13 protein-coding genes are annotated in these 14,800 nt (G+C 44.2%); all 13 read right to left on the reverse strand.

What is annotated here, in order from left to right:
- Positions 1–3 precede the first annotated feature (3 nt).
- The 13 genes from cysQ to BUA96_RS03225 all read right to left on the reverse strand — a co-directional run bounded on the left by cysQ (position 4) and on the right by BUA96_RS03225 (position 14,586).
- Positions 4–798 (reverse strand): 3'(2'),5'-bisphosphate nucleotidase CysQ, encoded by a 795-nt coding sequence (gene cysQ / locus BUA96_RS03165; protein WP_072980255.1) that lies wholly within the window; start codon positions 796–798, stop codon positions 4–6.
- A 136-nt stretch (positions 799–934) separates the two neighbouring features.
- Positions 935–2,197 carry a sulfate adenylyltransferase subunit CysN gene (gene cysN / locus BUA96_RS03170; protein WP_072980257.1) on the reverse strand — a complete coding sequence of 421 codons (1,263 nt, stop codon included), beginning with the start codon at positions 2,195–2,197 and terminating at the stop codon, positions 935–937.
- Between the two features lie 18 nt (positions 2,198–2,215).
- Positions 2,216–3,121, reverse strand: coding sequence for a sulfate adenylyltransferase subunit CysD (cysD, locus tag BUA96_RS03175; protein WP_072980259.1), 906 nt, complete (start codon positions 3,119–3,121; stop codon positions 2,216–2,218).
- Positions 3,118–3,717, reverse strand: coding sequence for an adenylyl-sulfate kinase (gene cysC, locus BUA96_RS03180; protein WP_072980261.1), 600 nt, complete (start codon positions 3,715–3,717; stop codon positions 3,118–3,120). The genes cysD and cysC overlap by 4 nt, the downstream gene beginning before the upstream one ends.
- 3 nt (positions 3,718–3,720) lie before the next feature.
- The gene (locus BUA96_RS03185; RefSeq protein ID WP_072980263.1) at positions 3,721–5,505 is read right to left on the reverse strand and encodes an SLC13 family permease; all 1,785 of its coding nucleotides are present in this window, start codon (positions 5,503–5,505) and stop codon (positions 3,721–3,723) included.
- A complete protein-coding gene (locus BUA96_RS03190; RefSeq protein WP_072980487.1) occupies positions 5,506–6,615 on the reverse strand; it encodes a GDP-L-fucose synthase family protein in 1,110 nt (369 codons plus the stop codon). It lies immediately after the preceding gene.
- 7 nt (positions 6,616–6,622) lie between these two features.
- Positions 6,623–7,735: a GDP-mannose 4,6-dehydratase gene (gene gmd, locus BUA96_RS03195; protein WP_072980265.1), complete on the reverse strand. Its 1,113-nt coding sequence runs from the start codon at positions 7,733–7,735 to the stop codon at positions 6,623–6,625.
- Between the two features lie 47 nt (positions 7,736–7,782).
- The gene (rfbB, locus tag BUA96_RS03200; RefSeq protein WP_072980267.1) at positions 7,783–8,802 is read right to left on the reverse strand and encodes a dTDP-glucose 4,6-dehydratase; all 1,020 of its coding nucleotides are present in this window, start codon (positions 8,800–8,802) and stop codon (positions 7,783–7,785) included.
- On the reverse strand, positions 8,799–9,662 hold the full coding sequence (rfbD, locus tag BUA96_RS03205) for a dTDP-4-dehydrorhamnose reductase (protein ID WP_072980269.1): 864 nt from the start codon (positions 9,660–9,662) through the stop codon (positions 8,799–8,801). Before rfbD ends, rfbB begins: the two co-directional genes overlap by 4 nt.
- The gene (rfbC, locus tag BUA96_RS03210; RefSeq protein WP_072980271.1) at positions 9,659–10,231 is read right to left on the reverse strand and encodes a dTDP-4-dehydrorhamnose 3,5-epimerase; all 573 of its coding nucleotides are present in this window, start codon (positions 10,229–10,231) and stop codon (positions 9,659–9,661) included. Before rfbC ends, rfbD begins: the two co-directional genes overlap by 4 nt.
- A 1-nt stretch (position 10,232) precedes the next feature.
- Positions 10,233–11,111, reverse strand: coding sequence for a glucose-1-phosphate thymidylyltransferase RfbA (rfbA, locus tag BUA96_RS03215; protein ID WP_072980273.1), 879 nt, complete (start codon positions 11,109–11,111; stop codon positions 10,233–10,235).
- A 643-nt stretch (positions 11,112–11,754) separates the two neighbouring features.
- Positions 11,755–13,149, reverse strand: a complete 1,395-nt coding sequence (locus BUA96_RS03220; protein ID WP_072980275.1) for a nucleotide sugar dehydrogenase — start codon at positions 13,147–13,149, stop codon at positions 11,755–11,757.
- Between the two features lie 45 nt (positions 13,150–13,194).
- The gene (locus BUA96_RS03225) at positions 13,195–14,586 is read right to left on the reverse strand and encodes a capsule assembly Wzi family protein (RefSeq protein ID WP_072980277.1); all 1,392 of its coding nucleotides are present in this window, start codon (positions 14,584–14,586) and stop codon (positions 13,195–13,197) included.
- Between the last annotated feature and the right edge of the window lie 214 nt (positions 14,587–14,800).

Consider the following 14,800-nt stretch of genomic DNA (forward strand, 5'->3'; position numbering starts at 1 on the left):
GAATTATTCAACCAAAAACCAATTATTCAATAGATCAGCTCTATTGTAAACCATTTCTTTTTTAGTCTCCCAATCCAAAACGGTTTTCCCGGCATACTTACAGATCGCACTCCCAGCAGCCGTATCCCACTCCATTGTAGGAGCAAAACGCGGATAACAATCGGCTTTACCTTCAGCGACCATACACAGCTTTAAGGAGCTCCCTTTAGAAATCATTGCGACTTCGCCGTATTCAGCTTCCAGCCCCTTGATATAGTCCTCCGTTTCCCGAGACAAATGAGATTTACTGGCTACTGCGGTGTACTGTCGTCGTTCTTGAGCTAATGGCAATTGCTGTCCCGCAGCTAACACCTCTGATTCTGTTGCTGTTGTTGAGATTTCAAAGGCTTTAAAAGAACCTAGATCTTTAGCGGCGTAAAACAACTCTTGCAGCACCGGCACATAGATCACCCCCAGTATCGGAACCCCGTTTTGAATCAATGCGATGTTTACCGTAAACTCTCCGTTCTTTTTGATAAACTCCTTAGTGCCGTCTATAGGATCTACAATCCACAGATATTCCCACTCGTTTCGAGTTTCATACGCTATATCTTTCCCTTCCTCTGAAAGCACAGGAATACCGGTTTTTTCCAAATAAGACATTATAATGTGATGACTTGCGGTATCGGCTTTGGTAAGGGGTGAAGCGTCACTCTTAAAGTCTACATCAAAATCTTCGTTATGGTAGATCTCAAGAATGCGTTTTCCTGCTTCTAATGCAGCATTTATAGCGGTATTTAAGTGATTAGTTAAATCCAAGATTTCATTATTAGTTTATTGTTCAGTTTTTTATTGTATTTCCATTTTTCAATTCTAAACTAACGCTGTTTAAAGCTATAAGGAATCATAAACAAGAAATAGCAATAAGAAACAGTTCCGCCTTGAAGGCATCGGGCTAGATCACCATTCCCGCAGCAACGGTTTCATTAGTACTTTCATCGATCAGAATAAAACTCCCCGTACCTTTATTCTGATTGTATTCGTCTACTAACAACGGCTTGGTTGTACGCATTTTTACACGAATGATATCGTTCATACCCACCGTATCATATTCCTCCTGACGGTGTAAGGTATTGATATCTACCTTATACAACACCTGCTTAATCATTGCCCGCGCTTCAACGCTCGTGTGTTTGATCGCATACTTGGCTCGCGGACTCATCGCATCGTTATTCATCCAGCACAGCATGGCTTCTATATCCTGTTGTGGCTCCGGCTGATTGTGCTCGCGTACGATCATGTCTCCTCTGCTGATGTCAATATCATCTTCCAGATTGATGGTCACCGATTGGGGCGGAAAGGCTTCTTCCAGTTCTTCTTCGCCCAAGACAATAGATTGGATCTTCGACTTAAAGCCTGAAGGTAACACCATAACCTCATCCCCTTTTTTAAAGATCCCACTGGTTATTCTACCCGCATAACCGCGGTAGTCGTGAAATTCATCACTAAAAGGCCTGATAACATTTTGCACCGGGAAACGACAGTCTACCATATTGTGATCACTGCTGATATGAATGTTCTCCAACGTACCGAGTAAAGAATCTCCAGAAAACCATGGCATGTGAGCAGACTTGTCTACCACATTGTCCCCGTTTAAAGCAGAGATCGGAATAAAGCGTACATCCTTGATCTTCAGCTTTGAAGCAAAACTTTTATACTCCTCAATGATCTCGTTAAAACGTTCTTCTCCGTAGTCTACCAGATCCATCTTATTAACGCAGACCACGATGTGTTGAATTTGCAAGAGCGATGCGATAAATGAATGGCGTTTGGTCTGCTCGATCACTCCCTTACGGGCATCTACCAAGATCAAAGCCAAGTTGGCTGTTGAGGCCCCGGTAATCATATTTCGGGTATACTGTACATGCCCCGGCGTATCGGCGATGATAAATTTGCGTTTAGGTGTCGCAAAATAGCGATACGCCACATCGATGGTGATCCCTTGCTCGCGCTCGTCTTTCAAACCATCGGTAAGATGGGCCAGCTCTAAGTGACTGATTCCTTTCTTTTCTGATATTTTCTGCAGGTTGTCAATTTGATCTTCGTAAATAGACTTCGAATCAAACAACAATCTTCCTATCAAGGTACTTTTACCATCATCTACACTTCCTGCAGTGGTAAAACGTAATATTTCTTTTTCTTCGTGTTGTAATCCCATTGTTTGTTGCTTTGCTGTTTAGAAATATCCTTCTTTTTTACGATCCTCCATAGCGGTTTCTGAACGTTTGTCGTCAGAACGATTCCCTCGTTCGGTCTGGCGCGCGATTGCTACCTCTTCCAAAATAAGCTCTAAGGTATCGGCTTCTGATTCTGAACCTCCGGTGATGGTAATGTCTCCCAAGGTACGGAAGCGTATTTTCTTGGTCACCACTTCTTCTTTAGGTCTTAAGCTAATAAACTCCGAATTGGGGATCCAGGTATCTTGTCTACGAATCACTTGGCGCTCATGTGCAAAATACAAGGAAGGAATCGCAATATTATTTAAGGTTAAGTACTGCCATACATCCAACTCGGTCCAGTTACTTATAGGAAAGACCCTGAAGTTCTCCCCCATATTGAGTTTTCCGTTGAGCAAATTCCACAGTTCTGGACGTTGATTTTTAGGGTTCCATTGCCCAAAATCATCCCGATGTGAAAAGAAACGCTCTTTTGCACGAGCCTTTTCTTCGTCTCTTCGACCTCCTCCTATACAGGCATCAAACTGATGCTCTTCAATCGCCTCCAAAAGCGTGGTCGTTTGCAATTTGTTTCGGTTAGCATCGATCCCGGTCTCTTCTTTTACCGAACCGCTCTTGATCGAGTCTTCTACAAGGCCTACCACCAAATTGGCGCCCAACTTTTGCATCAGCTCATCTCTAAAAGCGATGGTCTCGGGAAAGTTATGCCCGGTATCTACATGTAAAAAGGTAAAAGGAATCTTAGCCGGGTAAAAAGCCTTGCGTGCCAGTTCGGTCACTAAGATCGAGTCTTTCCCTCCGGAAAACAAAATAGCCGGGTTTTCAAACTGTGCTGCGGTCTCCCGCAAAATGTATATGGCCTCTGCCTCCAGTTCCTGCAAATGCGATAATGCGTATTTTCTCATAATATATTGGTTAGTTTATCGTTAATCACGTCCCAGATCTGCTGTACACAGGTCTGAATATCATCTTCATGGGTTTTGATTTCAATATCCGGATGTTGCGGCGCTTCAAAAGGCGCAGAAATCCCGGTAAAGTTAGGAATTTCTCCCGTTCTGGCCCTTGCATACAAGCCTTTTACATCCCGCGCTTCACATACCTCCAGCGGGCAATTGACATAGATTTCTATATAATCCTCCCCCAAAATATCTTTAGCCCGTTGGCGATCACGCCCCATAGGTGTAATAAAAGCCGTGAGCACCACGGTGCCGGCATCGGCAAACAATTTACCCACCTCGGCAATCCTGCGGATATTTTCAGAACGCGCTTCGGCGGTAAAGCCTAGGTCTTTATTAAGTCCCATGCGGATGTTGTCTCCATCTAAGGTGTAGGTATCGATCTGCTGCTCGTATAAAAACTTTTCTAACGCATCACTTACGGTAGACTTACCACTCCCCGAAAGTCCCACAAACCACAAGACTAAAGACCGATGCCCTTTGCGCTTTGCGCGAGCACTGCGGTCTATATTATACTTTTGCTTTTTTATATTAGTACTTGCCATAGTCTAGGTATATATAAAATAAAGGTAGCCCCAGATCACTCCTAAATAGATCAGGGTAAGCGGAGCTCCAGCTTTAAAAAAATCTTTGAAGCGATAATCGCCGGGCGCCATGATCAACAGATTGGTCTGGTAGCCTATAGGCGTCATAAAGGCTGCAGAAGCCGCAAAAGCCACTGCCAAAAACAAAGCCTCTGAAGGAATACCTGTCGTAGCACTGATCGAATAGGCCAAAGGAAATGCGATCGAAACTGCTGCCACATTGGTAATGAACGAAGTGAGCAAGGTTGTGAAGAGCATCAAGCCTAAGACCACCCCATTAAACCCGTAGGGCAATACTGCGTTGAGGATCCAGGAAGAAACCTCGTTTGCCAGCCCGGTGCTCATAAACACCTCCCCTACCAAAAGCGAAGACACCAAGATAACAAAAAGATTGAGGCGGAACTCATTTTTGATCTCCTGTATTGAGGTAAACCCGAGCACCACCGCCAGAGTCAGGATCAGACCAAGTGTCAAAAACAGATCTAACTGCACTATCAGCGCAGCCGTTATAATAGCTACAAGCCCCAAGCCTAATTTGATCTTTTGTGATAGGGGTTGCTGTTCTTGCGTGACATTAGATAAAATGTAAAAATCGGCACGTAAAGCATCAGTCAAGTTGATATGCGGTACCACGATCAAAAGATCACCGCTTTTGAGTTGCAGTTCTCCAATACGTCCGCTTAAATCCTCACTGTTACGGTGTACTGCCAAAATAGTCGCCCCATAGCGCTGTCTAAAATTCGTTTCATTAACCCGTTTCCCGTCCAGAGAAGAATTGGTAGGGATGGAGATCTCTACAAATTCTACCTTGTTTTCATGTGCCAAGCGCTTTTCGGCTATAAATTCGAGTTTACGTTCTTCGGCGTTGATCTGCATCACATCGGTGAGGCTCCCCGAGAAGATCAGTCGGTCTCCTTCCTGAAGAATCATATTGCGTGAGGCCACGACTTCAAAACTTCGGGAACCTCGTATCAACTCGATCAACGAAACCCCTTTATATTCTTTTAAGCCGCTTTCTGACAAAGACAAGCCAGAAAGTGCGGATGCCGCCGGGATCTTAGCTTCCACAAAATACTTGCGCACCGCATCTTGCTTTTTTTTAAAATTAAAAGCCCGCTGGGGCAATAAATAGTAGCCCAAAGTCATCAGGTAAAGTACACCCGCTATAACGACCAAACTGCCGGGCAGTAAGAAATCTGCAAATCCAAACTCAGGCAAGCCGCTACCTGCGATCAAACCATTGAGCACCAAATTGGTAGAAGTTCCTATCAGGGTAAGCATGCCTCCTAAAATTGCCGCAAAGGAAAGCGGAATCAACAACTTGGAAGGTGCGATCTCGTATTTTTCTGCCATCTTCATCATATAGGGAATCAAGATGATCACCACTGGTGTATTGTTGAATACCGAAGAGATCAAGGCGACCAGCATACATAAGACCCCCAGAAACAAAATGGGGGAGCGAATACCTCCCAATACCCTATCTAAATAAAGATCTAAGTTCATGTTTCTATTGATGGCTGCCGAAAGCGCGACCACGATAAAGATCAACAAAACGCTTTTAGTGATCGCAGCATTTAGAATGCTTTCCACCTGAATATAGCCACAGATCAAAAACAACAAAACAATACCTGCAAATACATAAGAAGGGTTGCGTTTCCCTCTTATAAGTGCAAACACCATCCAGATCAAGCTTATTCCTGTAATATACAGATCATAGGTCTCAGTAAAAGCATAAAAACCTTCAAGCATTTAGCTTTGGGTATACCAATGATACATACGCTCGATTCCCTGAGGTAGTGCAACTTCGTGCCGCCACCCCAAGGCATTTAGTTTAGACACATCGGTTAGTTTTTTCATCGTACCATCTGGTTTCTCGGTATTGAAGTAGAGTTCACCTTCAAAACCAACCGTCTTTTTAATTAGCGCTGCTAGGTCTTTAATCGAGATATCCTCTCCGGTTCCTATGTTGATATGGGTATTGCGGATTTCTGCGGGTTGCCCCTCGACTGCGCTCGGGGTGACATCGGCAAAGTTTCTGTTCTCCATAATAAAGACGCAGGCATCAGCCATATCTTCACTCCATAAAAATTCGCGCATGGGTTTGCCGGATCCCCAGATCTCTACCCTCACCTGACCGCTCCCAGAGGGAGAGGAACTTTGAATTCCATATTTAGATAGTATTTCGAGAATCGTAGCTTCAGAGGCATTACCATCCACCCCTTCAATGGGCAGTTTATTTAAATCAGCCTTTAGGCTGTCCCAATCTCCGTTCTCTAGGGCTTTTCCTAAATGCATTTTACGAATTAATGCAGGTAACACATGCGATTTTTCCAGATCAAAATTATCGTTAGGGCCGTACAAGTTGGTAGGCATCACCGAGATAAAGTTGGTCCCGTATTGCAAATTATAGCTCTCGCACATTTTAATACCTGCGATCTTGGCGATTGCATAAGGTTCGTTAGTATACTCCAAAGTATCGGTCAACAGATACTCTTCCTTCATCGGTTGCCGGCAGTTCTTAGGATAGATACAGGTACTTCCTAAAAACAACAGCTTCTTTACGCTGTGAACATAGGCCTGATGGATCACATTGTTTTGAATCATGAGGTTTTCATAAATAAAATCGGCTCTATAGGTATTGTTCGCCACGATCCCCCCTACTTTTGCTGCTGCCAAAAACACATAGTCTGGCTGTTCCTCTTGAAAAAAGGCGCTTACCTGAGCTGCATCTCTCAAGTCCAGTTCACTACTGGTCCGATACACCAAATTGGTATAGCCTTTTTCCTTAAGATTTTTTACGATTGCTGATCCCACCAAACCACGGTGTCCAGCAACATATATTTTGGCGTCCTTTTGCATCTCTTTTCTATTCAAAATAATTCATGATACGATACCCACCATCCTTTAAATACTGATCCTTTTTCATCAGTTTGAGGTCACTTTGCATCATATCATTCACTAAGTCTTCCAGATCATATTCCGGCACCCAGCCCAATTTTTCTTTGGCTTTGGTCGCATCCCCAATCAACAGATCCACTTCAGTAGGGCGAAAATATTTGGGATCTACCGCTAAGACTTCTTTGCCTATCTCAAGTTGATATTCCGGATTGACACAGGATTTCACATAAGCCTTTTCATCAACGCCTTCGCCTTTAAATTCCAATTCAATACCGGCATGTCCAAAGGCCATTCGTACAAAGTCGCGTACCGGAGTAGTTGTATTCGTAGCGATCACCCAATCTTCAGCTTCTTCCGCTTGTAAGATCATCCACATCATACGTACATAATCTTTGGCATGCCCCCAATCCCGCTTGGCATCCAGGTTTCCTAAATAAATTTTATCCTGTAAGCCTAAGGCAATACGTGCAGCAGCGCGGGTGATCTTACGGGTTACAAAAGTTTCTCCCCTGATCGGTGATTCATGATTAAACAAAATTCCATTACACGCATACATACCGTAGGCTTCGCGGTAATTTACGGTGATCCAATACGCATACATCTTGGCTACTGCATAGGGTGAACGTGGATAAAACGGTGTCTTTTCGGTTTGAGGTACTTCCTGTACTTTCCCGTACAATTCTGAAGTTGATGCTTGATAAATTCGCGTTTTCTCACTCAAGCCCAATAAACGCACCGCATCCAAAATACGTAAGGTACCTAGTCCATCCGCATTCCCGGTATATTCCGGAGTTTCAAAAGACACCTGTACATGACTCATCGCGGCCAGGTTGTAGATCTCATCCGGCTGAATTTCTTGGATCAAACGGATCAAGTTGGTACTGTCGGTCATATCCCCGTAGTGTAAGATAAAATTACGATTTTCCACATGAGGGTCTTGATACAAATGATCAATACGATCCGTATTAAATAAAGATGCCCGTCGCTTAAGACCATGCACCTGATAGCCCTTTTTCAATAAAAATTCGCTTAAATAAGCCCCGTCTTGTCCGGTCACCCCGGTGATTAATGCTACTTTCATGTCTATGATTACTAATTGGTCAGCGCATACTAACGCTGCAGTTTATGTTACTTTTTGTTAAATATATCTAAATAATATTGAACCCCCTTTTGAATTCCTGTTTCAAAATCTTCTCGAGGCTCCCAACCCAGCTCCCTTTTAATTTTATAAGGATCAATCGCATACCTATGATCATGACCTGCCCGATCAGTAACAAAGCGAATTTGCTCTACATAACTACCTCGAACTTTGGGTTGTATACGATCCAATACCTTACAAATATACTTGGCAATATTTGTGTTAGTCCATTCGGCATCTCCACCAATACAATAGGTTTCCCCGGCATTCCCGTGCTTAAACACAAGGGCCACCGCCTTGCAATGATCCAAGACATACAACCAATCCCGTACGTTTTTCCCATCCCCATAAATGGGGATTGCCTCTCCTGCAAGCGCTTTGCGAATAATAGTTGGAATGAGCTTTTCCGTATGTTGCTTAGGGCCATAATTGTTAGAGCAGTTGGTAATGACCGTATTCAATCCGTAGGTATGGTGATAACTACGCACCAGCATATCCGCCGAAGCCTTACTCGCACTATACGGGGAATTAGGTGCATACGGGCTGGCTTCAGTAAAAGATCCGGTAGCACCAAGACTCCCATAGACCTCATCGGTAGAAATCTGATGAAAACGCGCAAGTGCAAAGCCCCTTTTATAGACAAAAGGCGCTTCCATCCAAAAGCGATAGGCTACATCCAAAAGCGTAAAAGTTCCGGTTACATTGGTTTCGATAAAAACCCCGGGATTGTTGATACTATTATCTACGTGCGACTCTGCTGCAAAATGAATCACTCCGGTAAATTGATGTTGCTCAAAGAGTTGCTCCAACAATTTCCGATCACAGATCGTACCGTGTACAAAATCATACCTAGGGTGTTCCTCAACTTCTTTAAGGTTGTCTAAACTACCAGCATAAGTTAACGCATCAAGATTTACAATATGCACCTTAGGATGCGCCTCTAGATAATAAGGGATAAAATTAGAACCAATAAAACCGGCTCCTCCGGTAACTAAAATACGCGTGTTCATCCGGTAGCCTGTAATTGCGAGATACAACGCGTCAAGCTGCTATTCCAATAGGGCAACCTGACTTTAAAATCTTTTTGCGTACGTTCAGTATCCAACACCGAGTAATAAGGTCGTGCAGCCGGAGTAGCATACGCACTAGCTGGTATAGGAGCAACACGGCAGGCACTTTTGGAGTTTTGCATGATATGTACCGCTAGATCATACCAGGAGCATAGTCCGGCATTGGCATAATGATAGGTTTCGGTTTGTGAAGACTCAAAGTCTAAAAGTTGGGTAACAATAAACCTTGCCAGATCTTCTGCACAGGTAGGACGCCCCACCTGATCAGCAACCACCTGTACCTCCTCTTGTAATTGACCTAAGCGAAGCATAGTTTTTACAAAATTACTCCCATACACCGAATACAGCCACGACGTACGTAATATTAGGCTGTTGGGCAAGGCTAAAGCGCGCAAAGCCTCTTCTCCCTCCCATTTAGAACGCCCATACACATTAATAGGACCGCAAGCCGCAGTGGTGGGATACGGGCGATACGCCTGCCCATCAAAAACATAATCGGTGGAAAGATGGATGAGACGCACCGAAAAGCGTTTACAAATACGTCCCAGGTTGGCGACCACATCCCTATTGAGTTCATAAGCAGCTTCAGCATAGATTTCAGCTGCATCCACCGCCGTATACGCGGCACAGTTAATGACGGTTTGTATACGATTTTGTTCTACAAATTGCGCTACCATAGCTATATCCCTAAGATCCAGCTGTTCGCGGGTGGTAAAACAGAAGCTAGGATCTTCCTTTTTTAAGGCCTGTAAACAGCGCCCCAATTGTCCGTTAGCTCCGGTAACCCAAACCCTATTCATCGATACAGCGAAGTATTGGAGTCAAAGACTTCAGCTTCCGCTAAAGACGGCCAGGCCTGATCTTTGCTTGAAAGTTGATGTGTATCAACAGGCAACTGCCAGTTGATGTTTAGTTGTGTATCTCCATAGTATACACCTCGTTCGGCTTTTGGCGCATAATAAGCATCGGACTTATAGGCCACTACCGCGGTAGAAGAAAGTACCGCGAAACCATGTGCAAAACCTTTGGGTATCAGCAGTTGTTGTTTGTTTTGCGCATCCAACACAACAGCTACGTGCTGCCCAAACGTGGAAGCCTCTTGCCTGAGATCCACGGCCACATCCAGAATACGACCATGTAACACGCGTACTAATTTTGTTTGAGCATACGGCGCTTGCTGGTAATGCAACCCACGTACCACCCCATAGCGCGATTGAGATTCGTTATCCTGACAGAAATTAATAGCAAAACCTAAAAAAGCATCCAAAGCATCCTGCCGAAAGCTTTCCATAAAATAGCCCCGTGCATCCGTATGCAGCTTTGGCGTACAAAGAATGACTTCGGGAATAGGACAGCGTTCAAAATGCATACTAGTTCCTTGCGGCACGTTGAAGTAAATACTGCCCGTAAGCATTGTTTTCCAAACCTTGCGCTAAAGTTTGCAATTGAAATTTGGTAATATAACCTTGATCGTAAGCGATCTCTTCAATACAAGCCACCTTAAGACCTTGCCGTTTTTCTATCGTATGAATAAAGTTAGAAGCCTCTAGCAACGACTCGTGAGTACCGGTATCCAGCCAAGCATATCCTCTTCCCAGCAAGCTTACGTGCAAGGCATTAGCTTCACGATACAGTTCATTGATACTGGTAATTTCCAATTCTCCTCGGGCACTGGGTTGCACCTGCTGCGCATACTGCACCACCGAATTGGGATAGAAATACAAGCCGGTCACCGCGTAATTGCTTTTAGGGTGTTTGGGTTTTTCTTCGATACTCAGCACCTTCCCGTTTGCATCAAAGGCCACCACCCCGTATCGGGAGGCCTCCTGTACTTGATACCCAAATACCGTCGCCAACTTTTGGGTTTGCAAACGCTGCCGGGCGTGCTTAAGTTTTTCGGTAAGTCCGTCTCCGTAAAACAGATTATCCCCCAGCACCATACATACATCATCAGCACCAATAAATCCTGCACCTAAAATAAAAGCCTGCGCCAAGCCCTCAGGCTTTGGCTGTTCTTGATAAGAAATATGTAAGCCTAAAGCACTGCCATCTCCAAATAAGCGCTCAAATTGTGACACATCCTGCGGCGTACTGATAATCAGAATCTCCCGAATCCCGGCCAACATCAATACCGATAGCGGGTAATAGATCATCGGCTTATCATATACATTCAAAAGCTGTTTAGAAACAGCTTTAGTAATAGGATACAAGCGTGTCCCCGAACCTCCTGCTAGGATGATGCCTTTCATTAAAACAGTACCATTTTTAACATTTTAAAACTTCTTGTCAGTTCGCGCAGTCGAGAACTCCAAGCAATACAAATCTCGATTAATCCAATATTGCCACTCAAAAACGCTTCTCGATACAAATTAAGTTCCTTTAACACTCCGATCAATCCACTCGAAGTGACAAACTAGGTCAGTTCTAGTGATGTTAGAGCGCCCAAGCGCGAAAACATAGTATCGAGAACTCCAGCGCTAATCCTAAATTGAACAGCTTTACTTGTAATTCTTCTCGATACAAATTAAACTCCTTTAACACTCCGCTTAATTCACTCGATGTGACAAGTATCGGTTGCATAAAAAGGCACTAAAACTAATTTTAATTAGATAGCATTTTACGGCCTATAGAAAAGGACTCGTAAAATTTGAAATGAGCTCTTCGTGAAATTTCCTTTTGTTTGACCCAGAGGGGAGTTAAGGAAATTTAGAAGGCGAATGATAAATTTAGAGTCGTTTTCTTAAGCCTAGCGTTTTTTGGTTCTTTTTTTGGCAATGCAAAAAAGAACATATGCCCGTTATAATCCTATCTGAAAACAGTTCGTAGGGCCTGAAAATTCTCAGTTGCTTCTCACCATAGCTTACCTAGAGCTTAAAGCCATTGCAAGCCATCTTAACTCCCTATCGCATAAAACTCAAATCCTAGATCCGTCAAAGCCTCTTTATCTAACAAGCGACGTCCATCAAACAAAAATGCCGGTTTAAGCATGTGTGTATAGATCGCTTCCCAATCTAAGGTTTTAAATTCGTCCCATTCGGTCATCACGGCGACAGCATGTGCTTCTGCACAAGCAGCTTCTGCCGTATTCACCACAGTGATCAGCTTACGGTTTTCTTCTTCAGAACGCGTCCCCAGATAATCCAGATCTGCCAGGATCTGTTCTTGGGTCACTTTAGGATCATACACCACGATCTCGGCTTGCTCATTCAGTAAATAGTCAGCCACATAGATGGCTGCAGATTCGCGGGTATCATTCGTATCTTTTTTAAATGCCCAGCCCAAAAGTGCTATTTTCTTTCCGGAAACCGTATTGAACAAGGTTTTAACGATCTTAGCAGCAAAACGGCGTTTTTGATGATCGTTCATCAAGATCACCTGCTCCCAATAATCGGCCACTTCATTCAAACCAAAAGACTTGGCGATATACACCAAATTCAAGATATCCTTTTGAAAACATGAGCCTCCAAAACCTACTGAAGCTTTCAAGAATTTAGGTCCAATCCGGCTGTCCATCCCAATGGCTTTAGCCACCTCCTGCACATCGGCTTCCGTCACTTCACAGAGTTCAGACATCGCATTGATGCTCGATACCCGCTGCGCCAAAAAGGCATTGGCGGTTAATTTAGAAAGTTCGGAAGACCATACATTGGTGGTCAAAATATTATCCGGGGTCACCCAATGTGCATACACATCCACCAAGGCTTGAATGGCTTCCCGCCCTTTTTCCGAATCCAGATCTCCCCCGATCAACACGCGATCGGGCTTATGCAAATCGGTCACCGCGGTTCCCTCTGCTAAAAATTCAGGATTCGATAAAATCTGAAAGTTCACACCATTCCCGGTATTATCCAAAATACGCTTTAAGGCTTCGGCCGTACGTACGGGTAAGGTAGATTTCTCAACAATGATCTTATCATTCTTCGCTACCCGTGCGATTTGCCGTGCACACAACTCAATATACTTCAGATCGGCAGCCATGCCTTTACCCATCCCGTAGGTCTTAGTAGGGGTATTCACCGAAATAAAGATCATATCGGCTGCATCGATCGCAGCATCCACATCCGTTGAAAAAAACAGGTTGCGACCGCGCGCCTCAGCCACCACCTCAGAAAGTCCCGGCTCATAGATCGGGATTTGTTCTACATCAGGATCGTTCCAGGCTGCAATACGTTTTTCGTTAATATCGACCACCGTCACGGTTATTTCCGGTGATTTTTGGGCGATGATCGCCATTGTAGGACCGCCTACATACCCGGCGCCAATACAACAGATATTTTTAACTTTCATAAAAGATATTTATTTCATTCCCTTGAAGAAGGGAATCTCTCAAGACTATAGACTAAAATTATACCTATACCCCAAGCCTACACCCAGGGTGTTCTGTACACGATCACTCCAATCGAGTCCTAAAGTTCCGGTAAAAACTCCAAAAGCAGTAGCATAACGCAACTCCCCATAACTGTAAAGCGCGTGCTCCCGGGGTTGATAAGAAATATTATAAGTACCCAAATTAGTCACATAGCTCAACTTCCCACGATACTGCAACTTGCCAAAACTTCCGGTAGCACCTAAGTGCACCACATAACTACGGTCATTTACATTACGCTGCCCATAGACTCCGGGGATAATAAAGGGCAATCCAATAATACGGTTTTGATAATTCCAACCGCTTTGATAAATTCCATTCCAAAAATAGCTATCACCCCCACTAAAAGACCCACCGTTACTCGCATCTCCAAAACGCCCACTTTGCGAAACGGTTTGTACATATTCTAGGTCTAGCGCATCCAACCACGAGATCCCTTCGGGTTCTAAATATGCCCCCCAAACCCCATCGGGAAAGTTACTCAACTCGATCCCCGAGGTATCTTCAAATAGACTTTGATGATAGAGTTTCAGGTAAAAGGTAGGGCGGGTGAATTCGTACGCGAGTTCATACGACCCCAGACCATTCCCCAAACTATTGATTTGATCTCCTCCAAAAGCTCCGGATCCGGCAGAAGCCCCCTGACCAAAAAAGATATTGATCAAATTCTTAAAGTCGGTAGGTTGTTCACCATACACTGGTGAAGTCCCGCCGAATTGCACATAATGCTTCATACTGCCACTCAGACGGTCTCCAGGACTGAACACCAAAGCCAACTCCAGACTCTTGTGATGTACTTGTGCGTTGCTTACATACCGATCTTCTTCTAAAAAATAGTGCCCAAAAGTTGCCGAGGCCTCCAACCACTTGAAGACTTTTAAGGGTTTCAGCATACGGATATAGATCCCGGGTAAGGCTCTAGCGTTGTTACTCCATACAATATCGCCATCTACGCTCGAGATTCCGTTGAGTTGACGCTCCCGGTGTTTTAACCCTGCATTGGCTTCTATCCACTTCCAGGTATAGGTAGCATAAAGCTCATCGGCCTTAACCCCATCATAGATCCCGTCATTAGCCAAAAGTCCCCCACCAATTTCAAGACGATGGTTTTCATTAAAGCGGGTCGCATAGGCCACCTGAGCTAATCCCAAAACATTAGTCTCAGCATCCAGCCTTCCATATTGGTTGCTGTACATCCAAAACGGATTTTCCGATCCGGTTGCGGCAAGTCCACGCCCGCTGATCGACAACTGCAGCCCCTCAAGCTCTTGCGCTTGCCCATACGACACAGAAGCACCTCCTATGAGCGTTAGGGTTAGCAGCAGGCTGTTTATTCTTTTTTGCAGAAACCTATTCAATTTATAATCTTTTAAAGTTTTGATTGCGCTTCACTTGTCCTTTTGGAAGGCTTCTCTCTATTTTAAAACTTCAGACAGATTGTTTAAAGTCCGTTTTTAAGTCCTTCTTTTCTAATTTAACTCAATGCTATTCTACCTCGGTTCAGAATAGCTGTAGGAAGCTCCGAAAGAAAGGAGCGATAGCGACGCGGAGCTGACAAAGCGATTTTGCCTT

Source organism: Leeuwenhoekiella palythoae, assembly GCF_900130045.1.
In the GTDB taxonomy this organism is placed as follows: Bacteria; Bacteroidota; Bacteroidia; order Flavobacteriales; family Flavobacteriaceae; genus Leeuwenhoekiella; species Leeuwenhoekiella palythoae.

Bases quoted from the DNA above. Each gene is read 5' to 3' on its own strand.
- BUA96_RS03220 (WP_072980275.1), bottom strand. From the start codon at position 13,149: ATGAAAGTTAAAAATATCTGTTGTATTGGCGCCGGGTATGTAGGCGGT.
- cysD (WP_072980259.1), bottom strand. From the start codon at position 3,121: ATGAGAAAATACGCATTATCGCATTTGCAGGAACTGGAGGCAGAGGCC.
- cysN (WP_072980257.1), bottom strand. From the start codon at position 2,197: ATGGGATTACAACACGAAGAAAAAGAAATATTACGTTTTACCACTGCA.
- cysC (WP_072980261.1), bottom strand. From the start codon at position 3,717: ATGGCAAGTACTAATATAAAAAAGCAAAAGTATAATATAGACCGCAGT.
- rfbD (WP_072980269.1), bottom strand. From the start codon at position 9,662: ATGAATAGGGTTTGGGTTACCGGAGCTAACGGACAATTGGGGCGCTGT.
- gmd (WP_072980265.1), bottom strand. From the start codon at position 7,735: ATGAAAGTAGCATTAATCACCGGGGTGACCGGACAAGACGGGGCTTAT.
- BUA96_RS03185 (WP_072980263.1), bottom strand. From the start codon at position 5,505: ATGCTTGAAGGTTTTTATGCTTTTACTGAGACCTATGATCTGTATATT.
- BUA96_RS03190 (WP_072980487.1), bottom strand. From the start codon at position 6,615: ATGCAAAAGGACGCCAAAATATATGTTGCTGGACACCGTGGTTTGGTG.
- rfbA (WP_072980273.1), bottom strand. From the start codon at position 11,111: ATGAAAGGCATCATCCTAGCAGGAGGTTCGGGGACACGCTTGTATCCT.
- rfbC (WP_072980271.1), bottom strand. From the start codon at position 10,231: ATGCATTTTGAACGCTGTCCTATTCCCGAAGTCATTCTTTGTACGCCA.
- rfbB (WP_072980267.1), bottom strand. From the start codon at position 8,802: ATGAACACGCGTATTTTAGTTACCGGAGGAGCCGGTTTTATTGGTTCT.